The sequence below is a fragment of the Streptomyces sp. AgN23 genome (genome assembly GCF_001598115.1).
Classification (GTDB): domain Bacteria; phylum Actinomycetota; class Actinomycetes; order Streptomycetales; family Streptomycetaceae; genus Streptomyces; species Streptomyces antimycoticus.
Genome location: NZ_CP007153.1, coordinates 9,705,865 through 9,728,035, shown reverse-complemented (window position 1 = coordinate 9,728,035; position 22,171 = coordinate 9,705,865). Strand labels below are relative to the sequence as shown.

The following is a 22,171-nucleotide window of genomic DNA, read 5'->3' as shown; positions in this document are numbered from 1 at the left end:
GGACACCGGCGCCCGGAGGGCGGGCCGCCTGCCGCGGGCGCGCGGCGCGGGAATAGTGTGCGTCCATGATCTCGCAATCGCCCCTCCTCGCCGTGGCCGACGGTGTGCACATCTGGTCCCCCACCCCGAGCGCCGGATGGGGTCTGGCCAACTGCGGTCTGATCGTCTCGCCCGACGGCGCCGCCGCCTGGATCGACACCCCCTACGACCGGCGGATGGCCGGGGACTTCCTGGAGCGCAGCCGGGCCCTGCTGCCCGGCGGGAGCCGGATCGAGCGGGTGATCGTCACCCATGCCAACGGCGACCACCTGTGGGGCGCGGAGGTCGTACCGGACGCGGAGATCGTCGCCACCCGCGAGGCACTCGGCCATATCGAGTACGAGCCCTCGCCGCAGCAGCTCCACGCCCTGGTGCACGGCAGCGATCCGGCGACTCCGCTCGGCTGGTATCTCCAGCGGCACTTCGGGCGGTTCGACTGGTCCGGCACCGAGGTGGTCGAGCCGACGCTCACCTTCGTGGGCGAACTCGACCTGCGCGTGGGCGAGGTGCCGGTGCGGCTGTTCAGTCTGCCGTCCGCGCACACCACGGGCGATCTGATGGCGTATCTGCCGCGGCAGAAGGTGGCGTTCACCGGCGATGTCATCTTCGCCTCCGGCCCCCAGGACCCCGGCGACCACGCGGTGCACTGGGCGGGCCCCCTGGACCATGTGATCTCCGCGTGCGAGCGGGTTCTCGCGACCGGGGCCGAGGTGATCGTCCCCGGCCATGGGCCGATCCTCGACCAGGAGGGGGTCCACGGCCACATCGGCTATCTGGAGCATCTGCGGGACCGCACCCGGGAGCTGCACACGGCAGGGGTACCGGCCCTGGAGGCCGCCCGCACCCTGATCGCCGAGAACACCTATCCGGCGCTGGGCCTGCCCGAGCGGCTGGTGATCACGGTGGGTTCGGAGTACCGGCATCTGAACGGCACGGACGAGGCGGCGGATCTCGTGGCCACCATGGCCGACCTCGCCCAGGTGGCATGGGAGCGGCGCGAGGGCGCGGCGACGGCCTCGGCCTGACCGCGCCCCTGGCAGCACGCCGGTGACGGGAGCCGCGGAGGGCCGCCGGGGCCCGGTCCGTACGGGCCGGTGTCAGCGCGGGGCGCGTTCCGCGGCCGGCAGATCCTGCTCGGTCCAGATGATCTTGCCGTTCTTGGTGTAGCGGGTGCCCCAGCGCTGAACCATCTGGGCGACGAGGAACAGCCCGCGTCCGCCCTCGTCGGTGATGGCCGCCCGGCGCAGATGGGGTGCGGTGGTGCTGCCGTCGGCGACCTCGCAGATCAGCGCCCGATTGTGCATCAGCCGCAGCCGCACGGGGCCGACGGCGTGCCGGATGGCGTTGCCGAGCAGCTCGCTGACCACCAGCTCGGTGGTGAAGGCGGCCTCCTCCAGGTTCCAGTCGGCCAGGGTGCGGGCGACGGCCGCCCGCATCCGGGCCACGACCTCCGGGTCCGCCGGCAGCTCCCAGGAGGCCACCCGGCGCTCGTCCAGGGCGGTGGTACGGGCGATGAGGAGGCAGACGTCGTCGGTGCGGCGCGGCGACAGCAGGGCGGCCATCACGGCGTCGCAGGCCCGCTCCGGGTCGGGGTCGGCGTCGCTGAGGGCGTCACGCAACTGGTCGAGCCCGGTCACCAGGTCCCGTTCGCGGCCCCGGACCAGCCCATCGGTGTAGAGGACCAGGCGGCTGCCTTCAAGCAGTCGCGTCTCGGTCGCCTCGTAGAGCCGGCCGCCGAGTCCCAGCGGCGGTCCGGCGGGCAGGTCGAGGAAGGTCGCGGAGCCGTCGGGGCGGACCAGGGCCGGGGGCGGATGACCGGCCCGCGCCAGGGTGCAGTGCCGGGAGACCGGATCGTAGACCGCGTACAGACAGGTGGCGCCCGCGGCGCCGACGCCGCCGTTCGCGGCCGTCTCCTCCCGGTCGACCTGGTCGACCACGTCGTCGAGCCGGGCGAGCAGCTCATCGGGAGGAAGGTCCACGACGGAGAAGTTGAGCACCGCGGTGCGCAGCCGGCCCATGGTCGCGGCGGCGTGCAGTCCGTGCCCGACGACATCGCCGACGACGAGGGCGACCCGGGCCCCCGACAGGGGGATGACGTCGAACCAGTCGCCTCGCACCCCGCCGTGGGCGGGCAGATAGCGCTGGGCGGCGACGACGGCCTGCTGTTCGGGGCGGCCGCGCGGCAGCAGGCTCTCCTGCAGGGCCAGTGTGGTGGCGTGCTCGCGCGCGTAGCGGCGGGCGTTGTCGATGGCGACGGCCGCCTGGCCGGCCAGCTCCTCGGCGAAGGTCCGGTCCTCCTCGTCAAACGGCGGGGCGTCCCCCGAGCGCCAGAACGCCACCTGGCCCAGCCGGACGCCGCGCCCGCTGAGCGGCACGGTCAGCAGCGAGCGGATGCCGTACGCCACCAGCCAGCCCAGCCGCTCGGGATCCTGTGGCGTCCCGTCGGGGTAGGACGGCAGCTGCTCCACGGCGATCACGCGCGCCTGGCCGGTGCCGCCGGCCCGCTGGATGACGGGGAAGGCGGAGACGCGCTCGCCGACGCGGCGCAGCGGGGGGTCCTGCCGGATGCCGCTGAAGCCGGCCCGGCGCAGCGGCGAGTCCCGGTCGCCCGGCTCCTCGCCGCGCAGTACGGCCTCGTGGAGATCGACGGTGGCGTAGTCGGCGAAGCGCGGCACGGCGACCCGGGACAGTTCCTGGGCGGTCCCTTCCATGTCGAGGCTGCTGCCCACCCGGACACCGGCCTCGTACAGCAGCTGGAGGCGTGCGTAGGCCCGGTCGGCCTTGTCCGTCAGGGCGCGCAGCTCGGTGGTGTCCCGCAGGGTGGCCACCCTCCCCCAGGGCGCTCCGTCCCGCTCCGCCGGGCACTGGTTGACCGCCAGCAGCCGGTCCTCGACCTGATGCACCGCGCCGGTGGCCGCACGGCCGGAGGCGAGCAGTCCGGCGAGCTCCGGGGGCAGGCCGACGTCGGTGATCTGCCGTCCGTGCGCGTCGGGCGTGAGGCCCAGCAGACGCAGCGCCTCGTCGTTGGCGAGCAGCAGCCGCCCCTCGTCGTCGACGATCAGCACCCCCTCCTTGACGCTGCGCAGCACGGCGTCGTGGTGTTCGTACATCCTGGTGATCTCGGCCGGGTCGAGCCGGTGGGTCTGGCGCCGCAGCCGCCGGGCCACGAGCGCCGCACCGCCCCCGCCCAGGACGAGGGCGCACGCCGTGGAGGCGTAGATCATCGGCAGTTGGCGGCCGACCGTCCGGCCCACGGAGGGGATGGAGACCCCGGCGTTGACGATGCCGATCACCCGGCCCCGGTCGTCGATGACCGGCACGGCGGCACGGATCGAGGGGGCCGAGCGGGTGAGGCCCGGGAGCCTGTCGGTGAAGGTCCGGCCCGCCGTGGCCGGATAGAGGCTGCGGCCGATGTGCCTGCCGAGCAGCTTCGGAACGGGGTGGGTCCAGCGGATGCCCCCGGGGGAGGTCACCACGATGTAGTCGACGTCGGTCCGGTGCCGGACCTTCTCGACATAGGGCTGAAGGGTCATCGAGGGGTCGCGGGACTCCAGCGCCCGCTGGACGCCGGGGGCGAGGGCCACGGTCCGCGCGACGGTCAGGGCACTGGCCCGGGCCTGGCTGTCCCCGCTGCCGCGGGCCTGGAGGGACAGCGTGGTACCCGCGGCGAGCACCAGGAGCGTCACGATGATCAGCATCAGGGCGCACACCTGCCCGCCGACACTGCGCGAGCCCACCAGCGCCGAGCGCACCTTCACATGCTCTGTCTAGCGCATATCCCCGGGTCGCACACCCGGTGGCGGCCGGGGCGGGGCATCGGCGGTCACAGATTGATCATGTGGCCGGCGAGCCCGTGGACGGCCTCCTTCACCGCCTCGCCGAGGGTCGGATGGGCGTGGACGTTGCGGGCCACCTCGTGCACGGTCAGATCCCACTGCTGGGCGAGGGTGAGCTCGGGCAGCAGCTCGGTGACCTCGGGGCCGATGAGATGGCCGCCCAGCAGCTCGCCGTGGCGGCCGTCGCTGATGAGCTTCACGAAGCCGACGGGGTCGCCGAGGCCCTGGGCCTTCCCGTTGGCGGTGAACGGGAACTTCGCCACCCGGACGTCGAAGCCGCGCTCCCGCGCCTGGGCCTCGGTCCAGCCGAAGCTGGCGATCTGCGGCTGGCAGAAGGTGGCGCGCGGGATCATCACATAGTCGAGCTCCATGGTCTCGGCCCCGGCGATGGTCTCCGCCGCGACGATGCCCATGGCCTCGGCGGCATGCGCCAGCATCAGCTTGGCGGTGACGTCGCCGATGGCGAAGATATGCGGCACATTGGTGCGGCAGAGGCCGTCCACGTCGATGGCGCCCCGCTCGGTCAGCCGGACGCCGGTGTGCTCCAGCCCGTATCCGTCCACCCGCGGCCGGAACCCGATGGCCTGCAGCACCCGGGCAGCCTGCAGGGTCTGCCGCTGGCCGCCCGTGGTCACCATGACCTTGACCGCGGGGCCCGAGTCGTTGATCGCCTCCACCCGGGTGGAGGTCAGGATGTTCATGCCGAGCCTTCGGAAGCGGCGGGTGAGTTCGGCGGAGACCTCCTCGTCCTCCAGCGGCACGATCCGGTCCATGAACTCCACCAGCGTCACCTGCACCCCGTAGCTGTGCATGATGTACGCGAACTCCACGCCGATGGCGCCCGCGCCCGCGATCAGGACGCTGCCGGGCAGGGCGGGGGCGAGGATCTGCTCCTCGTAGGTCACCACCCGCTCGCTGAGGGAGGTGCCGGGCAGCAGATTGGTGATCGAGCCCGTGGCGATGACGCAGTGGTCGAAGGTGACCGTCTCCGTGTCACCGTCGGAGAGGGTGACCCGCAGTTCGTGGGGCCCGGTGAAGGTGCCCCGACCGTCGTACTGGGTGATCTTGTTCTTCTTCATCAGATAGTGGACGCCCTTGACCCGTCCGTCGGCCACCTTGCGGCTGCGCTCGAACGCGTCGCGGTAGTCCACGGTCACATCGCCGTTCACCCGGATGCCGAAGTTCTCGGCCTCATGGATGAACAGATGGGCCAGCTCGGCGTTGCGCAGCAGGGCCTTGGACGGGATGCAGCCCACGTTGAGGCAGACGCCGCCCCAGTAGCGTTCCTCGACGACGGCCGTGGTCAGGCCCAGCTGGGCGGCGCGGATCGCGGCGACATAGCCACCCGGCCCGGCTCCCAGAACCACCACGTCGAAATGTGCGCTCATGCGTCGCACCTTAGACATTAGAGTCGGGGTATGGCTTCAGACGAGGGGTCCGTACGGGTGGACAGCTGGATCTGGTCCGTGCGGCTGACCAAGACGCGCTCGATGGCGTCCTCGGCCTGCCGCGCGGGGCACGTCCGGGTCAACGGCGAGCGCGTCAAGCCCGCGCACACGGTGCGGCCCGGTGACGAGGTGCGGCTGCGCCATGCGGGGCGCGACCGGGTCGTGGTCGTCTCGCGCATCGTGCGCAAGCGGGTCGGCGCGCCGGTGGCCGCGGAGTGTTTCGTCGACAACAGCCCGCCTCCGCCGCCGCGCGAGCACGCGGTGCCGATCGGGCTGCGCGACCGCGGGGCGGGCCGCCCCACCAAGCGCGACCGGCGTGAGATGGAGCGGCTGCGCGGTACGCCCGGCGACATCGGCTGAGAGCCGGTCAGTCCACCGTGATCCGTACGGGGCCGCCGTGTGCGTCGGCCCGGGCGATCCAGTCGGCGGGCACATGGAACGGCCGGCCCGGCGCCACCGTGCGGGGAAGGCGCCCGCGGTGCAGCGTCCGGCCGTCCTGGGCGACGGTGAGCACCGGCCGGGTCAGGAACCGCGTGGTGCGCAGGGTGAAACGGCCGCGCGGCGGGCGGGGTCCGTCCGGGGCGATCCGGTTGGGTGAGACCCACAGCAGCGGCGCCTCGACCCGCACGGGCAGCGCCCCCGGAGTCCACGGCCGGCCGGCGAGATGGCGCAGCACGGGCCCGGCGGCCAACCGGCCGTCGAGGGCGGCGATATCGGCGGTCTCGACGGGGTGCAGCAGATTGCCCACGGCGAAGACCCCGGGTTCGCCGGTGCGGAACTCGGCGTCGGCCGCGGGGCCGCGGGTGCCGGGGTCGAGGGCGATCCCGGCGCTTCTGGCCAGTTCGTGGTCGGGGATCCAGTCGCCGGTGAACACCACGGTGTCGCAGGCGACGGCCGCCGTCCTGCCGTCCCGGTGCCGCAGCCGCACGCTCTCCAGCCGCCCCTGGCCGGTCAGTTCGGCCACGGTGGCGTCGGTGACCAGCGGAAAGCCATAGCGCAGCCGGGTGCCGAGGTGACGTGCCGGATGGGTCTGGTGGCGGGGCTGGTCGGTGACCATGGCGGCGACCTCGGCCCCGGCCCGGTGCAGGGTGGCCACCGCGGAATAGCCGACGCGTTCCGCGCCGACGATGACGGCGCGCCGGCCGACGTGCTGATGGTGCAGATGGACGGCCTGCTGCAGCTGTCCGGTGGTGAGGACACCCGCCGGCCGGGTGCCGGGCACCAACCGGGCGCTGCGCGGGCGTTCCCGGGCACCGGTGGCCAGGACGACGGCCGTCGCGGTGATCCGCTCCAGGCCCGTCGGGCCGGTGATGTCCACGGTCCTCGGTGCCGCCCAGCCGGTGGCCGTGACCGAGGTGCGCAGCACCGCTCCGGCGCGGATGGCGGCGGCGATGTGGTGGCGGGCGTAGTCGGGGCCGGTCATCAGCCGGCGCAGATCGCGCAGTCCGAATCCGGTGTGGTGGCAGTGGCGGGGAATGCCGCCCGCGTGCTGTTCGCGGTCGAGGACCTCGACCCGGTCCACTCCGGCGGCGGCCAGCCGCGCGGCGAGCACGAGTCCGGCCGGTCCGGCCCCGATGACCAGCGCATCGACGGTGCGGTGGGTACGGTCGGTGGGGGTCATCGTCGGGCCTCCGTCCGGTCCTGGGCCGCGGTGGCCGCGTCGAACTGGGCGCGCACCGCGGCGCCGCAGAAGAATCCCTGGCAGCGCCCGCCGAGGGCCCGGGTGCGGCGCCGGAGGCCGTCCAGCGAGCCCGGGGGCACGGTGGCGGTCAGTGCGTCGCGGATCTCGCCCCGGGTGACGCGTTCGCAGTGGCAGACCACGGTGCCGTACGCGGGGTCGGCGGCGATGAGATCGGCGCGCTGGTAGGGGCGCGGGAACGCCTCGCCGATGGTGGGCATCCGCACGGGCTCGATCTCCCGCTCGGGCCCGGGGTCGAGACCGCAGTCGGTGAGGAGTTCCGCCACGTGCGCGGCGATCGCCATCGAGGCGGTGAGTCCGGTGGACCGGATGCCGCCCACGGCGACATACCGCCGGCCGGGGTCGGCGTGGATCTGGTAGTCGCCGTGCTCGGTGGCGGCGCGGAGCCCGGCGTAGACCGCGGTGACCTCCTCCGCCAGCAGCTCCGGCATGATCCGCGCGCCCTTCGCCCGGAGCGAGGCCAGTTGGTCCGCCGACGATCCGGTGGCGGTCTTGTCGCCGAGGTCCTCGGCGGTGGGGCCGAGCATCACATTGCCGTACACGGTCGGCGCCACCAGCACGCCCTTGCCGAGCGCGGTGGGCACCGGCAGCAGGATGTGGTCCACCAGGCCGCGGGCGAACTTGTCGAAGACGATCAGCTGGCCGCGGCGCGGGGTCACGGTGAACTCCTCGTGGCCCAGCCTCCGGTTGATCTCGTCCGAGTACAGCCCAGCGGCGTTGACGAGGTGACGGGTGCGCAGCACTCCGCGCGGGGTGGCGATCTCGTGGTGGTCCTCGCCGGTGGTGATGGCCCCGGCCGGGCAGTTCAGATGCAGGGCGACGCCCGCGCGCACCGCCTGGGTGGCGTAGGCGAGCGTCGTCGTCCAGGGGCAGATGATGCTCTCGCCGGGGACTTCGAGCGCGCCGAGGGCGCCGGGTCCCAGATGAGGTTCGCGGGCGTAGACCGCGTCCGCGTCGAGGATGCTCGTCTCGTCGTAGCCGTTGCGTACGGCCTTCTCGGCGAGGGACGGCAGTGCGGCGAGCTGTTCGGCGTCCCAGGCGACGAGGAGTGCGCCGAGCGGTTCGAGCGGGATGCCGGTCTCGGCGGCGTAGGCGGTCAGCCGCTGGTAGCCCTCGCGCACCAGGCGGGCCTCCAAAGTGCCCGGGGTGGCGTCGAAACCGGTGTGCAGAATCGCGGTGTTGGCCTTGGAGGTGCCGTTCCCGACGTCGTCGGACGCCTCGACGAGGGCGATCCGCAGCCGGTGGCGGGCCAGTTCGCGGGCGATGGCGGTGCCGACCACCCCGGCGCCGATGATGGCCACGTCGTAGACCTCGCCGGGGAGGTCACCCGTGGTCGTAACGGTCATTGTGGTCCCTTGCTCGGTGGTGCGAACGGCTCCTGGCGCGCGGCGGTCCTGGGCGGGTGTCCTCAGCGGGGTCCTCAGTCGTGGGCGGCGGCCGTCGGCGCCTGGTCCAGCAGCGCGGCCACGGCCGAGCGGAACCCGGCCAGGCGCTCCGCGGCCCGCTCCGCACTGATCCGCGGTTCGTAGACGGCGGCGGGCTCCCACGCCGGGACCGCCTCCTCGACCGTCAGGCCCGGGTCGAGCCCCAGCCGCGCGGCGGCGCCCACGCCCAGCGCCGTGACATCCGGCAGTGCCGACACCTCCACCGGCCGCTGCAGCAGATCGGCCTGGGTCTGCATCAGCAACGCCGAGCGGGTCAGTCCCCCGTCGACCCGCAGGACGGTCAGCGGCGCGCCCAAGTCGGAGGCGGCCGCCTCGGCGATCTCCACCACCTGGGCGGCGATGCCCTCGCACAGGGCGCGCACCAGATGCCCGGCGGTGGTGTCGAGGCCGAGCCCGGTCAGCGAGCCCTTGAGGTCGCCGCGCCACCACGGCGCCGCGAGTCCGGCGAGGGCCGGTACGAAGGTGACTCCCCCGGTGTCGGGCACGGTCCGCCCGACCGGGTCGAGGTCCTGGGGCCCTTGGATCACCCCCAGGTCGCTGAGCCAGCGCACCGCGGAGGCGGCGGTGTACACCTGGCCGTCCAGGCAGTAGCTGGTGCGCCCGCCGAGCCGCCAGGCCACGCAGGAGACCAGGCCATGGGGGCCGCGCCGGGGCCGGTCCCCGGTCTGGGCGAGGAGGAAGGCGCCGGTGCCGTAGGTGCACTTGGCGGTGCCCGGCTCGGTCACCCGCTGCGCCAGCAGGGCGGCCTGCTGGTCGACGAGGAGTCCGGTGAGCGGGACCTCGCCGCCGAAGGCCATGGTGGTGCCGACGGGCCCGGCGGCGTCGACGACGCGCGGCAGCCGTTCGACGGTCAGCCCGTAGAGGTCCAGCGCCTTCGGGGACCAGGCGACCCGGTCGAGGTCGAGCAGCCCGGTGCGCCCCGCGGTGGCGGCGTCGGTGACGAACGCGCCGGTGAGCCGGTGGATCAGCCAGGCGTCGCTGGTGGTGACCACGCCCTCGTCGGTCAGGTGGCGCCGGATCCACGCCATTTTGGGCGCCGCGAAGTACGGATCGAGCGGCAGTCCGGTGAGTGCGCGCAGGGTCTCGGCGTGCGGCGCGAGTTGTTCGCACACCGTCCGCGCCCGGCGGTCCTGCCAGACCAGCGCGTCGGTCAGCGGGTCTCCGGTGACGGGGTCCCAGGCCAGCACGGTCTCGCCCTGGTTGGCCAGTCCGACCGCCACGACCGGCTCCCCCGCGGCGGCCAGGGCCTGGCGTCCGGCCTCGAGGACCGAGGTGAGCAACGCGGCCGGATCGACCTCGACCAGTCCGCCGGGCAGATAGCGGGGGCGCACGGAGACCTCGGCGGAGCCGATCACCCCGCGCTCGGGACACAGCACCAACGCCTTGGTGCCCGAGGTGCCTTGGTCGACGGCGAGGACCGGGCCGGTCGCGGGGTCGGCCGGGGTGCGGTGGCGACGCTCTGCAGGCAGCATGTCCGGTTCTTCGCTCGGGGCGGGTGGATCGCTCGGGCTCGGGGGCGGTGCGGGGATCTTGCCGGAAAGCCTGATGCAGGCGTGGGGCGGGCGTCAAGACGGCCGATCCGGGCACGCCCGTGGTCCCCCGTGCCCGAGCCGCCGCGGCGGGACTATAGGATCCGTGCAACCATCCCCCAGGCCCCTCGTTTTCCGCGTCCGGTACGTCAGCTCCGTACGAAAGTCATCCGATGCCCGAGGAAGAGTTCCGCCCCGTGTACCACCCCGCGGGGTATGACGGCGGACTGCGCATCGCGCTGCAGGATCTGCGCACCGGACGCTGGATATCGATGCGCAATCTGCTGGCGGAGACTCCCACGTGGGCGCTGTGGACCCAGCGGACCCAGGTGCTGGCCACGGCCGCGGCCGGATCCAATGTGGTGGACGCGTGGCGGGCCGAGGAGCCGCAGAGCGTGGCGGCGCTGGTGATGGGCGCCCGGGTGGGGGTGGAACGCGCGGTGCGCGCCCACCGCGAGGGACATCCCCGCACCCGGGAGCTGTGGCGGGAGGCGTGGCAGTCCTGCCAGTTGGCCGCGCACCACTCCCCGGCGGATCCGGTGCCCTGGGTGTGTCTGCTGGCCCTGGCGCAGTTGGACAAGGAGCAGCGGCAGGAGGAGCACCGGGTGCCCCCGCCCGGTCCGCTGCTGTTCCCCGGGCCCTGGGGGCTGCTGGCGGAGGCCGACCGGCGCGATCCGTACAACCGCGAGGCGTACCACCGGATGCTGCAGTTCGTGTACGCCCGGCGGGCCGGAGGTTCGCTGGCCGAGGCGGTCAACTTCGTGCAGTGGGTGTCCTCAAGCGCGCCCGGGGAGTCCGCGCTGCAGGTACTGCCGCTGTATGTGCACGTCGAGCGGTACCGCGAGGAGCGGGGCTACGAGAAGGCGCTCGACCTGCACTGGGCCACCGAGGACGCCACCCGGGACGCCCGGAAGGCGCTGCACGGCTGGTTCGACCACGCGGATCTCCCGACGAGTTCACTGCTGGATCTCAACCATCTGGCGCACGCCCTGTGGGGCGCGCTGCGATTCACCGACGCGGCCCGCGTCTTCGAGGCGCTGGGGCCGTACTTCACCCCGCTCCCCTGGGCCTACCGCACCCCCGACCCCGCCGACCGCGCCGTCGCTGAAGAAATGTTTCTTCGCGCTCGGGTCCGCTCCCTGGCCGGCGCCCGCGGGCCAAGACCCGGGGTCAGCGGCTGAGCCGGGGGCCTCCCCGGGGTGCCCGACCACCGCTCCCCCGACTGCCCTTCCGCCAGACCGATTTCCCCACCTGTACCACCACCCTCGCCCGCCCCAGCACCCGGGAGGTACATTCATGTCCACGGCATGGTCGAGTTCGGGTCCCGCTCCCCAACGGGATGACGAACAGCGGCTGCGTGAACTCGGCTATCAACCCGTACTGGCCCGCCGCATGGGCGGGTTCGGCAATTTCGCCATCAGTTTCTCGGTCATCTCCATTCTCTCCGGCTGCATGACGCTGTACGGCTTCGGGCTGGACACCGGAGGCCCCGCGGTCATGATGTGGGGCTGGGCCGGAGTGGGGCTCTTCGTCCTGTGCGTCGGGCTCGCCCTGGCCGAGGTGACCAGCGCGTATCCCACCTCGGGAGCGCTGTACTACATGGCCGACCGGCTGGGCGGACGGACCTGGGGCTGGTACACCGGCTGGCTCAATCTGCTGGGGCTGCTCGGGGCGATCGCCGGAATCGACTATGGCGCCGCCCTGTTCACCGGCGCGCTCTTCAACCTCCAGTGGGGATTCGATCCCACACCGGAATCGACCATGGTCATCTTCGTCTGCGTTCTGCTGGTGCACGCGGCGCTGAATCTGTTCGGGGTGCGGCTGGTCAGCGTGCTCAACTCGGTCAGTGTGTGGTGGCATCTGGCCGGCGTCGCCATCATCGTCGGCGCGCTGGCCATCGTGCCCTCCCACCACCAGTCGCCCGAGTTCGTCTTCACCGAATTCGTCAATGACACCGGCTGGTCGAATCCGCTGTACGTGGGCGCGATCGGACTGCTGCTCGCCCAGTACACCTTCTCCGGCTACGACGCCTCCGCGCATCTGTCCGAGGAGACCTCCAACGCCTCCGTCTTCGCCGCCCGGGGGATCGTCCGCGCCATCTGGGTGTCCTGGGTGGCCGGATTCGTGCTGCTGGCCGGGCTCACCTTCGCCATCCAGGACTACGCCGGTACGCAGAAGAGCGCCACCGGAGTGCCCCCGGCGCAGATCCTGATCGACGCCCTGGGGACGAGCGGTGCCACCGCGATGCTGCTCATCGTCATCGTGGCGCAGCTGTTCTGCGGGAACGCCGAGGTGGCGGCGGCCAGCCGGATGGTGTTCGCCTTCAGCCGGGACGGCGCGCTGCCCGGCTCACGGCTGTGGCAGCGGGTCAGCTCCCGCACCCAGACGCCGGTGCACGCGGTCTGGCTGTCGGTGGCGGTCGCGTGTGTGCTGGCCCTGCCGTCCCTGTACTCCGAGACGGCCTACGGCGCGGTGACCGCCATCAACGTCATCGGGATCACCCCCGCCTACGCCATCCCCATCTTCCTGCGGCTGCGCGCCGGGGACCGGTTCCAGCGGGGCCCGTGGCACCTGGGCCGCTGGAGCAAACCGGTGGGCTGGATCGCGGTGGTGTGGGTGGCCGTGGTGACGGTGCTGTTCTGTCTGCCGCAGTCCAGTCCGGTGACGGCCGACTCGATGAACTACGCCTCGATCGCCCTGGCCGTGGTGCTGCTGCTGGCCACGATCTGGTGGTTCGTGGCCCGCCGCTCGTACAACACGCCCTCCGCGTACGGCACGGCGCGCGAACAGGCGGAGATCGCCGAGGGCATCGTCTGAACGTGGCTGTCCGGAACCGGGGTGCGGAGGGATTCCGCACCCCGGTTCCGCGCGATCGGACTCATCCGGAACGGCGCAGCGAGGCGGCCGGCGGCCGCTCACGGCCGGCGCCGTAGGCGAGGAAGTACGCGGGCCCCCGCTTCAGCCAGGGCGCCTTGGTGAGCACCTGGGCCAGTCGCAGCGGCTGACCCGCGGTGCCCGGTGAACGCCCCTGCAGCAGCGGCTCGATGACCCGTGCGTGGGCGATCCGCTGCAGTAGCTGCGTCCCGGCGGCGGTCGGCCACCGGCGGCGCTGGACGGCGCGTACGTCGGCGAGGCCCACGGTGCCCTTCCGCAGCGGCTCGACCAGATGGCGGGCGGCGGCGACGGCATCCTCGACGGCGAGGTTGATGCCGATCCCGAACACGGGCGACATCGCGTGAGCCGCGTCCCCGATGCACAGCAGTCCGGGGCGGTGCCAGCGGCGGAGCCGGTCCATCCGGACGTCCAGCAACTTGACCTCGTCCCAGGACCGCGGGCGGGGTTCGCGGTCGGCCACGCCCTGCCGTATCCACGGCGTGGCCTCGGCGAACGAGGCGAGGAACTGGTCGAGGCCCTGGGCGCGCCAGGCGTCGTCGGCACCCTTGGGAATCAGGGCGGCGCACTGCCAGTAGTCCCCGCGGTCGATCATGGCCGTGAGATAGCGGTCACCGGCGTTGCCCACCAGCCCCTGCGGGTCGCGCTCCTCACGTGGCAGCCGGAACCACCAGACGTCCATCGGACAGGGGAATTCCCGCAGCCCCAGCTCGGGCAGGGCGCGGGCGAGCGACCCCCGGCCGTCGCAGGCCACGGTGAGGGTGGCGCGCAGCTCGCCGGTGGAGCCGGCGACGCGGTCGCGGTAGCGCACTCCGGTGACCCGTCCGCGCTCCATGAGGAAGGAGGTCACCTCGGTGTTCATCCGCAGTTGGAAGGTGGGCTCCCGCTTGGCCTCGTTCGCCAGCAGATCGAGCAGATCCCACTGCGGCACCATCGCGACGTAGTTGTACTTCCCCGGCAGCGCGCTGATCTCGCCGACCGTGAACAGATCGCCGTCCCGTCCGATGGGCAGCCGGATGGAGCGCACATGCCGCTGCGGCAGGGCCGCGAACCGGTCGGCCAGGCCCAGGTCGTCCAAGAGCCGCAGTGTGCTGGGATGGACCGTGTCACCGCGGAAGTCACGCAGGAAGTCCCCGTGTTTCTCCAGGACGGTGACCTCCACCCCGGCCCGGGCCAGCAGCAGTCCGAGGACCATCCCGGCGGGCCCGCCGCCCACCACACAGCATGTGGTCCGCTCCATCTCACGGCTCCCTTCGACGTCCCCGAGGCCATGGGCACCCTCTCAGGAGGAATTACCCCCTGACGGCACGCCACACCGGGGCCGCGCGTGGGCCCGACCACGATCGGCTTGAATCCTGCCGGGCCCGCGTCCGTATCCCCCCGTGATGGCGTGGGGCGCATAAGGAGGTCTGTATGGCAGCCGAACCCGATCCGGACCGGCCGGCCGGGCGCGAGGTGCTCGAGCCGACCGCGATCTTCCGTGCGACGCCGGAGTACGACGACGGCTCGGAGGGGCCGGTCGAGGGATGGATGGAGGAGCTCGACCTCTTCCGGCCGCCGGGCACCGAACTTCCCCCCGAGGCGCCGCCCATGGCGGATGCGGACACCCAGGAGATCACCGGCGGTCCGGCCGCGGCCGACGCCTGGCCGGTTCAGGGGGCACCGGCCGAGCCGCGCCGTCCGGCCGAGCCGCCCGCCCCGGCCGGGCGGCGCCACCCCAGGGCCGCCCTGCTGGTATTGGCCGGAATCGGCGCGGGGGTCGCCCTCTCGCTGGTGGTGATGGTGCCCCGGGACTCGGCGTCCGGTGCGGCCGAGGGCGGCGCGTCGGCCACACCGACGGCGCCCGCGACCTCCGCCGCGCCCGGGACGCCGAGCGCGCCCGCCTCGCGGCCGCCGGACGGCGCGTTACCGCCGCCGGGCGACCCGGGCGATGTGCTGACCCTCGGGGACACCGGCCCTGAGGTGACCGAGCTCCAGAAGCGGCTGCTGCGGATTCCGAACGTGTATCAGGACGGGCCGGTCAACGGGCAGTACGACCAGACCCTGGCCCAGGCCGTCTCCCGGTTCCAGGTCTGGTACGGAATCCGGGGCGACGCGAACGGGGTGTACGGATCCGCCACACGAGAGCAGTTGGAGTCCCGCACCTGACCCTTCCGCCGTCGGCCCAGGGACCATCGACCAGGACCGCCGACCGAGGTCGTCAGACGGCGCCGAAGACCTGCGTCCAGTACGTGCCCGCGCGGCTGCCGGTGGCGTGGCCTACTCCGATATGGGTGAAGTCGGGTTTCAGGATGTTGGCGCGATGGCCCGGGCTGTTCATCCAGCCGCGCACCACCTCCGCCGGGGAGCGCTGGCCGCATGCGATGTTCTCGCCGATGCCGCGGTGCGTGGCCCCGGCGGCTCGCGCCCGGTCCCAGGGCTGATGTCCTTCCGGGCCGGTGTGGGAGTAGAAGTCGCGGGCCACCATGTCATCGCTGTGCGCCTGCGCGGCCGCCGTCAGCCGCGGGTCCGGGGCGAGCGGTGCCAGCCGGGCGGCGGCGCGCTCCGCGTTGGTGAGGGCGATGACCTCGGAGGCCAGACGCAGCAGCCCGTCCGGGGTGAACGGCCGGGCCCATACCGCCGTCCAGTAGACGTCCCCGGTGGTGGGGCCGTCGGCCCGGCCGATGCCCAGGTGGACGAGGACCGGATCGTGGAACGGGCCCCGGCTCTCGTCGCCTTCGAGGCAGTAGTCCACGAACTCCCGCGGGGTGCGCGGCCCGGAGACGATGTGCTCGGCGATGGTCAGCGGGGTGTATCCGTGCGCGGCGATCCGGTGGAAGAGCGATGTACCGTCCGGGGTCTCCAACGCAGGCGCACCGTGGACGGCCATGGCCCGGGCGTGCGCCTCGGCGGCGGCGGTCAGCCGTCCGTCGAGGGCCACGGGGGCGGCCCCGGCCCGTGCCCGCCCCGCGTTCACCACCTCCAGGGCGTGTCGTGAGGCCCCGTCGGCGGGCGGTGGGGCGGCAGGCGCGAAAGGCGCGGTCCCGGCCCGAGTGGTCGGCGGGGGCATGGGCCGAGTGGTCGGCCCGGGCGGGGGCGGGGCTCCGTCGTCGGCGACATCCACGCCGAAGTCCCGCGCCACACCGGCCAGTCCGTCGGCGTATCCCTGGCCGATCGCCCGCATCTTCCAGCCGCCGCCGCGACGGTAGATCTCGGCGAGCAGCAGCACCGTCTCCGCCGAGGGGCGCGGCGGGGCGAATCGGGCCAGCCGCGCTCCCCGCTCGTCCAGGACGCTCAGCACGGGCGCCGGCAGCCGCCCGAGCGGGGTGCCCGGGTCGGCGGGGCTGATGACGAGGGTGACCCGGGCGGCGCCGGGCCGCAGCCCCCGGGGCCGCAGGGTGACGGTGTCGCCGTCCAGCCGGGCGCCGGGCGCGGTGGGCTGGTTGAAGAAGACGAAGTCACCGTCACCCGCGACCTTGCCGTCCTCGCCGGTGATCAGCGCGGACAGGTCGAACGGGCCCGGCACCCGGATGGTCAGCGCGCCGTCGGGCAGCGCCTGGTTCCCGCCGGGCACCAACTCGCCCATGTCCGCTCCTCACCGCCGCGTTCATGGAGGCGACGCGTCATGAAGGCAACGCCCGGGCGCGCACGGCGGTTCCGGTGTGTGCGGCGGTTCGGCGGTGAGGGCGGTCGTCAGGCCGGCACCGCGACGTACTTGTACTCCAGGAACTCGTCGATACCGACGCGGCCGCCCTCGCGTCCGAGCCCGGACTGTTTGACGCCGCCGAACGGTGCCGCGGGGTTGGAGACCAGACCGGTGTTGAGGCCGACCATGCCGACCTCTAGCCGCTCGCTCACCCGCAGCGAACGGCTGAGGTCCTGGGTGAACACATAGCCCACCAGGCCCCATTCGGTGCTGTTGGCGGTGGCGACGACCTCGTCCTCGTCGTCGAAGGTGAGAACGGCCGCGACCGGTCCGAAGATCTCGGTCCCCATCAGCCGGCTGGCCGGGGAGACGCCGGTGAGCACCGTGGGCGGGTAGAAGCAGCCGGGGCCCTCGGGGGTGCTGCCGCCGACCAGGACCTCGGCGCCGCGCGCCACGGCGTCCGCGACCAGCTCCTCGACCTTGGCACGGCCGGCCTGGTCGATCAGCGGCCCGACGTCGACACCGGCCCGGCTGCCGGGGCCGACCTCCAGCGCGCCCATGCGGCGGGCGAGCCGGTCGGCGAACTCGGCCGCGACGGAGGAGTGGACGAAGAACCGGTTGGCCGCCGTGCACGCCTCGCCCATGTTGCGCATCTTGGCGGTCATGGCGCCCTCGACCGCGACGTCGAGGTCGGCGTCCTCGAAGACGATGAAGGGGGCGTTGCCGCCGAGCTCCATGGAGGTGCGGACCACCGCGGGCGCGCACTGGGCGAGCAGGGTGCGGCCGACCTGGGTGGAGCCGGTGAAGGAGAGCTTGCGGACGTGTCCGCCGGTCAGCAGCGGCTCCACGACCTCGCCCGCGCGGGAGGTCGTGACCACGTTGAGCACCCCGGCCGGAAGCCCCGCCTCCGCCAGGATGCCGGCCAGCGCGAGGCTGGACAGCGGGGTCTGCGGGGCGGGCTTGAGCACCATGGTGCAGCCCGCGGCGATGGCCGGACCGATCTTGCGGGTGCCCATGGCCAGCGGGAAGTTCCACGGCGTGACGAGCAGACAGGGGCCGACCGGGCGGCGCATCAGCAGCATGCGGTTCCTGCCGTCCGGCAGTGTGGAGAACCCGCCCTCGATGCGCACGGCCTCTTCCGAGAACCAGCGGAAGAACTCCGCGGCGTAGGCCGCCTCGCCCCGCGCCTCGGCCAGCGGCTTGCCCATCTCGGCCGTCATCAGCGCGGCGAGCGCGTCGGCCCGCTCCATGATCAGCTCATAGGCGCGGCGCAGGATCTCGCTGCGCGCGCGGGGCGCGGTCGCCGCCCACTTCTCCTGGGCTTCCTCGGCGGCGGCCAGGGCGCGCTGTCCGTCGGCGGGGGCGGCGTCGGCGACCTCGCACAGCACCTCACCGGTGGCCGGGTCGTCGACCGGCATGGTCTGACCGCCGGCCGCGTCGGACCACGACCCGGCGATGTAGAGCTGCTTGGGCACCGCCGCGAGAACCTCGGCGGCCGAGGGGTACGAGGGGGTGGACATAGGGGCAATCTCCTTCGTGACCGCCGCCGGTCCGAGGGGTTCGGACCGGCGGGCGGATCGGGCTCCCGTTGGGCGATGTGCGGTGCGCGTCAGGAGTCCGCTGTTCCGGCGCTGACGGCGGCGGACCAGGCGCGCAGACCCTCGTCGATCGCCGCTTCGTCGACGACGAGGGCGGGGATCATCCGGACCACATGGTTCCAGGCCCCGCACAGGAGCAGCAACAGTCCCTCGTCCACGGCGGCGCGCTGTACCCGGGCCGCGGTCGCCGGGTCCGGCTCCCCGTCCTCGGTGACGAACTCGCTGGCCAGCATGAGGCCGAGGCCGCGCACATCGCCGATGGCCGGGGTCTTGGCGGCCACCTCCTCCAGACCGCTGCGCAGCCGCGCCCCCATGGCCTCGGCGTTGGCCACCAGGTTCTCCTCGCGGACCACGTCCAGGGTGGCGGCGGCGGCCGCGCAGGCCACGGCGTTGGCGCCGTAGGTGCCGCCCTGGGAGCCGGGCCATGCCTTGCTCATCAGCTCCTCGGAGGCGGCGATGCCGGACAGCGGGAAGCCGCTGGCCAGTCCCTTGGCGGTGACCAGGATGTCGGGGCGGATGCCGAAGTGGTCATGGCCCCAGAACCGTCCGGTGCGGCCCACCCCGGTCTGCACCTCGTCCAGGATCAGCAGGAAGCCATGACGGTCGGCCCGCTCCCGCAGGCCCTGCAGGAAGCCCTCGGTGGCGGGTACGTAGCCGCCCTCGCCGAGCACCGGTTCGACGATGATCGCGGCGGTGTCGTCGGGCGGGGAGATGGTCTGCAGGACGTAGTCCAGCTCCCGCAGGGCGAACCGGGTCGCGGTCTCCTCGTCCCAGCCGTACCGGTAGGCCGTGGGGAACGGAGTCACCACGACGCCGCTCATCAGGGGCGAGAAGCCGGAGCGGAAACGGGTGCCGGAGGTGGTCATGGAGGCGGCGGCCACCGTGCGGCCGTGGAATCCGCCGTGGCAGACCAGGACGTTGGGCCGGCCGGTGGCCTGGCGGGCGAGGCGCAGGGCCGATTCGACGGCCTCGCTGCCGGAGTTGGAGAAGAACAGACTGTCGAGGCCGCTGGGAAGCACCTCGCCCAGCTTCTCGACCAGCCGTCGCAGCGGTGGGTGCATGACGGTCGTGTACTGGCCGTGGATGAGCGTGCCCACCTGCTCCTGCGCGGCGGCGACGACCCGCGGATGGCAGTGCCCGGTGCTGGTGACGCCGATGCCCGCGGTGAAGTCGAGGTATCGCCGCCCGTCCTCGCCGTCGATATAGGCGCCCTCTCCTCGGACGGCGACCACCGGAGTGGCCTGACGGAGCTGCGGCGACAGATTGGTCATGTTCTCTCCCACACGCACAGGTCGGCGATGCGCTCGGACACTTCGAGGGTGAGGGGGCGAACCCGGTCAGGACAATGATCACTGTGTCGCGGGGTGGTGATCGGTATGGACGATCTGTCAACGAGCTCCCACACAGGTCTTGTCAAGACTCCGGGCGGGGTCATGGTTGCGCTCGGCGCGGGGGCTTGCCAGAGTGAGCGGCATGAACGGCTCCGGCGGCACCGCGTACGACGCCGCCGGAGGGCCGCCGTCCCGTCCCGCCGGGCCCCCGCGGGTCCCGGGGCGCTCCCCGCTCAGCCTCGCGGACGTGCTGCGGCTTCCGGTGCTGGCCGCCGGGGTGCCGGAGGTGGTATCCGGCCATGGGCAGCTGTCCCGGCCGGTCCGCTGGGTGCATGTCACCGAACTGCTCGACCCGGCGTCCTTCCTCAAGGGCGGGGAGCTGGTGCTGACCACCGGGATGCCGCTGCCCGAGGACCCGGCGCTGGTCCGCCGGTATGTCGACGAACTCGCGGACATCGGCGCCGCCGGGCTGGTCATCGAGCTGGTGCGGCGCTACCACCGGCCGCCGTCGGAGCTGGTACGGGCCTGTCTGGCGCGGGACTTCCCGCTCGTCCTGCTCTCCCGGACCGTGAACTTCGTGGAGGTCACCCAGGTGCTCCACTCCCTGATCGTCGGCAGCCAGGTGGAGAGCCTGCGCCGGGCCCAGGACGTCCATGACACCTTCACCGCGCTGACCCTGCGGGGCGCCGGGCCCGAGGAGGTGGTGGACATGGCGGCCGAGATGAGCGGGCATCCCGTGGTGCTGGAGAACCTGGTGCACCAGGCCGTGATCTGCGGTTCGCCGGGGCGCGGGGTGGAGGGGGCGCTGACCGGCTGGGAGCGGCGCTCCCGCGCCACGCCCTCGCCCGACCGGACCGGGCTGAGCGGCCCGGAGGACTGGCTGGTGACCGCGGTGGAGTACCGGGGCGAGCGGTGGGGGCGACTGCTGATGCTCCCGGACGGGTCCGGGCACTCGGCGGTCGGCCCCGAGGACGCGATGGTCCTGGAGCGCACCGCCACGGCCCTGACCATCGCCCGGCTCACCCATCACACCCGCTGGGAGCGGCGGGCCCAGCGCACGCTGCTGCTGGACCTGGTGGAGCAGCGCTGCCGCTCGATGGGGGAGGCCCGGGCCCGGGCCGAGGCGCTGGGCGTGCCGGTCGCGGGCCGGAGGCTGATGGTGGTGCTGGTCAGCCCCGGCCCCGGCGCCGGGGAGACCACCGAGCTGGAGGACCGGCTGACCGACGAGCTGGGGGCGGCCGGGGCCGCCGTGCTGGTCGGCGCGGTGCCCGGTGACCACATAGGGGTTCTGCTGGCCCTGCCCGCCGCCACGCCCTGGCGGCCGCTGGTGGAGCGGCTGAGCCGGTCGGTGCGCGAATCCCGTCCGGATGCCGTGATCAGCGTCGGCTCGGAGGTGTCGGAGCTGGCGCAGACCGCCCGGTCGTTCCAGCAGGCGGCGCGGGTCGCGGACGCCGCCGTTCCGGGGACGCCGGACAAGGCGTTCCACGAGCTGTCCGACATCGGGCTGCGGCAGTTGCTGTACGCGCTGCGCGGCGATGTGCGGCTCCAGGAGTTCGTGGAGCGGCAGTTGGGACGGCTGGTGGACTACGACGAGCGGCACGGCACCGATCTGCTGCCGGTGCTGCACACCTTCCTGGACGCGGCGGGCAACAAGACGGTGGCCGCCAAGCGCGCGAACCTGTCCCGCCAGGCGTTCTACCAGCGGCTGCACTCGATAGAGCGGGTGCTCGGCTGCGATCTGGAGTCGGGTGAGCAGCGCACCCAACTCCATGTGGCGCTCACCGCCTTCCGTCTGTTGCGGCTGTCCCGGGGCCCGGCCCCGTCCTGACGCGGCGACGCGCCACGGTCGACCCGGGTCAGGGCCGGCCGTGGCGCGTTTGTCTGCACCCGCGGGGCGCGCGTCATTTGACGAAGTCGTCGACGACCTTTGGCGGCCAGCAGCCCACATTGAGGACGCCTATGGAATAGGCGCGGGAGACGAGGGCGGCCCGGTTGGGCACCCGCAGCTTCCGCAGCAGCCGTGTCACGTGGTACTCGACACCCTGCCGGCTGAGGTACAGCCGGGAGGCCAGCGGGATCGTGGAGAGCCCGGCGGCGATGCCCTCCAGAATGCGTGCCTCGGTCTCGGTCAGGAGCTTCTTACGGTCGGTGACGATGTCGACCTCCTCGCCGCCCGCCGTGGGCCGCAGCACCACCAGGATCGAGGCCACATGGGCGGAGCCCTCGCGCACGGCGACCGCCGTGAGCCCGCTGGTGAAGGCGGCCCCCTCGGCCCCGATGGCCACCACATGAGTGGTGAACCGGTGACGGGAGCCGTCGAGGAGCCGGCTGAACTGCCGCTTCACCGCCTGCCGCACACTGGGGTGCAGAAGGTCACTGAAGTCACGGCCGCACACGTCCGTGGAGGCGTCGTCGAACTGCCGGAAGAACTCCCGGTTCGCCTGCTGGACGGCGAGCGACGGGTCAAGACAGACGACACAGGCCCCTGGCTGGTCGAACTGGCGCAATAGATCCGTGTACTCGGTCTGCTCGTGTCCAAGCTCGTGGGGGGTTGGCCGAGCCAAATCGGTAAGTAAAGGCAATGCCAAGGGACTGCCATCCCTTCCTAATTCTCAGAATTCGGAATCGAGTACCAGATATTCAATTCCAAATGTTCATTTCAGAATTGAGACTAGGGATCTACGAGCACGGAAGTCAACGTCAACAGGGGTGTCGCCGCCCAATCCCGT

At 72.8% G+C, this 22,171-nt stretch carries 16 protein-coding genes; 6 read left to right on the top strand and 10 right to left on the bottom strand.

Going from position 1 to position 22,171, the window contains the following annotated elements; translation table 11 throughout:
• Nucleotides 1–65: 65 nt before the first annotated feature.
• Complete coding sequence (locus tag AS97_RS41745) at nt 66–1,064, top strand: MBL fold metallo-hydrolase (RefSeq protein ID WP_210566723.1); 999 nt, start codon at nt 66–68, stop codon at nt 1,062–1,064.
• A 72-nt stretch (nt 1,065–1,136) separates the two neighbouring features.
• Here AS97_RS41745 and AS97_RS41740 read toward each other — a convergent pair whose 3' ends face one another.
• Both AS97_RS41740 and lpdA read right to left on the bottom strand, forming a co-directional pair.
• Entirely contained in the window at nt 1,137–3,797 is a 2,661-nt protein-coding gene (locus AS97_RS41740) for a SpoIIE family protein phosphatase (protein WP_349017626.1), read from the bottom strand.
• A 65-nt stretch (nt 3,798–3,862) separates the two neighbouring features.
• Entirely contained in the window at nt 3,863–5,263 is a 1,401-nt protein-coding gene (gene lpdA, locus AS97_RS41735) for a dihydrolipoyl dehydrogenase (protein WP_125755308.1), read from the bottom strand.
• Between the two features lie 30 nt (nt 5,264–5,293).
• Between lpdA and AS97_RS41730 the strand changes: the two genes are divergently transcribed.
• Nucleotides 5,294–5,683: an RNA-binding S4 domain-containing protein gene (locus AS97_RS41730; protein ID WP_059142867.1), complete on the top strand. Its 390-nt coding sequence runs from the start codon at nt 5,294–5,296 to the stop codon at nt 5,681–5,683.
• Between the two features lie 7 nt (nt 5,684–5,690).
• Here the strand turns inward: AS97_RS41730 and AS97_RS41725 are convergent, their stop codons facing one another.
• From AS97_RS41725 to AS97_RS41715, 3 genes are all read right to left on the bottom strand, one after another.
• Nucleotides 5,691–6,944 carry an FAD-dependent oxidoreductase gene (locus AS97_RS41725; protein WP_125755306.1) on the bottom strand — a complete coding sequence of 418 codons (1,254 nt, stop codon included), beginning with the start codon at nt 6,942–6,944 and terminating at the stop codon, nt 5,691–5,693.
• Nucleotides 6,941–8,368, bottom strand: coding sequence for an NAD(P)/FAD-dependent oxidoreductase (locus AS97_RS41720; protein ID WP_059142869.1), 1,428 nt, complete (start codon nt 8,366–8,368; stop codon nt 6,941–6,943). Before AS97_RS41720 ends, AS97_RS41725 begins: the two co-directional genes overlap by 4 nt.
• A 74-nt stretch (nt 8,369–8,442) precedes the next feature.
• Entirely contained in the window at nt 8,443–9,939 is a 1,497-nt protein-coding gene (locus AS97_RS41715) for an FGGY family carbohydrate kinase (RefSeq protein WP_125755304.1), read from the bottom strand.
• Between the two features lie 230 nt (nt 9,940–10,169).
• On the opposite strand from AS97_RS41715, the gene AS97_RS41710 reads away from it, so the two are divergent.
• Together AS97_RS41710 and AS97_RS41705 are read left to right on the top strand one after the other, a co-directional pair.
• On the top strand, nt 10,170–11,177 hold the full coding sequence (locus AS97_RS41710; RefSeq protein WP_059142871.1) for a hypothetical protein: 1,008 nt from the start codon (nt 10,170–10,172) through the stop codon (nt 11,175–11,177).
• 115 nt (nt 11,178–11,292) lie between these two features.
• Entirely contained in the window at nt 11,293–12,813 is a 1,521-nt protein-coding gene (locus AS97_RS41705) for an amino acid permease (protein WP_059142872.1), read from the top strand.
• Between the two features lie 61 nt (nt 12,814–12,874).
• Here the strand turns inward: AS97_RS41705 and AS97_RS41700 are convergent, their stop codons facing one another.
• Nucleotides 12,875–14,128 (bottom strand): FAD-dependent oxidoreductase, encoded by a 1,254-nt coding sequence (locus AS97_RS41700; RefSeq protein ID WP_125755302.1) that lies wholly within the window; start codon nt 14,126–14,128, stop codon nt 12,875–12,877.
• 173 nt (nt 14,129–14,301) lie between these two features.
• Here AS97_RS41700 and AS97_RS48055 point away from each other — a divergent pair, with 173 nt between their 5' ends.
• Entirely contained in the window at nt 14,302–15,036 is a 735-nt protein-coding gene (locus AS97_RS48055; protein ID WP_247204661.1) for a peptidoglycan-binding domain-containing protein, read from the top strand.
• 52 nt (nt 15,037–15,088) lie between these two features.
• On the opposite strand, the gene AS97_RS41690 is transcribed toward AS97_RS48055, so the two are convergent.
• The 3 genes from AS97_RS41690 to AS97_RS41680 all read right to left on the bottom strand — a co-directional run bounded on the left by AS97_RS41690 (nt 15,089) and on the right by AS97_RS41680 (nt 19,382).
• Nucleotides 15,089–16,453, bottom strand: a complete 1,365-nt coding sequence (locus AS97_RS41690; protein ID WP_210566722.1) for a CAP domain-containing protein — start codon at nt 16,451–16,453, stop codon at nt 15,089–15,091.
• A gap of 107 nt (nt 16,454–16,560) precedes the next feature.
• A complete protein-coding gene (locus tag AS97_RS41685; protein WP_059142875.1) occupies nt 16,561–18,033 on the bottom strand; it encodes an NAD-dependent succinate-semialdehyde dehydrogenase in 1,473 nt (490 codons plus the stop codon).
• Between the two features lie 89 nt (nt 18,034–18,122).
• Entirely contained in the window at nt 18,123–19,382 is a 1,260-nt protein-coding gene (locus AS97_RS41680; protein ID WP_086707074.1) for an aminotransferase class III-fold pyridoxal phosphate-dependent enzyme, read from the bottom strand.
• A 202-nt stretch (nt 19,383–19,584) separates the two neighbouring features.
• Here AS97_RS41680 and AS97_RS41675 point away from each other — a divergent pair, with 202 nt between their 5' ends.
• Nucleotides 19,585–21,270 (top strand): PucR family transcriptional regulator, encoded by a 1,686-nt coding sequence (locus AS97_RS41675; RefSeq protein WP_086707076.1) that lies wholly within the window; start codon nt 19,585–19,587, stop codon nt 21,268–21,270.
• A gap of 73 nt (nt 21,271–21,343) precedes the next feature.
• Here the strand turns inward: AS97_RS41675 and AS97_RS41670 are convergent, their stop codons facing one another.
• Nucleotides 21,344–21,949 (bottom strand): LuxR C-terminal-related transcriptional regulator, encoded by a 606-nt coding sequence (locus tag AS97_RS41670; protein ID WP_185929893.1) that lies wholly within the window; start codon nt 21,947–21,949, stop codon nt 21,344–21,346.
• Nucleotides 21,950–22,171 lie beyond the last annotated feature (222 nt).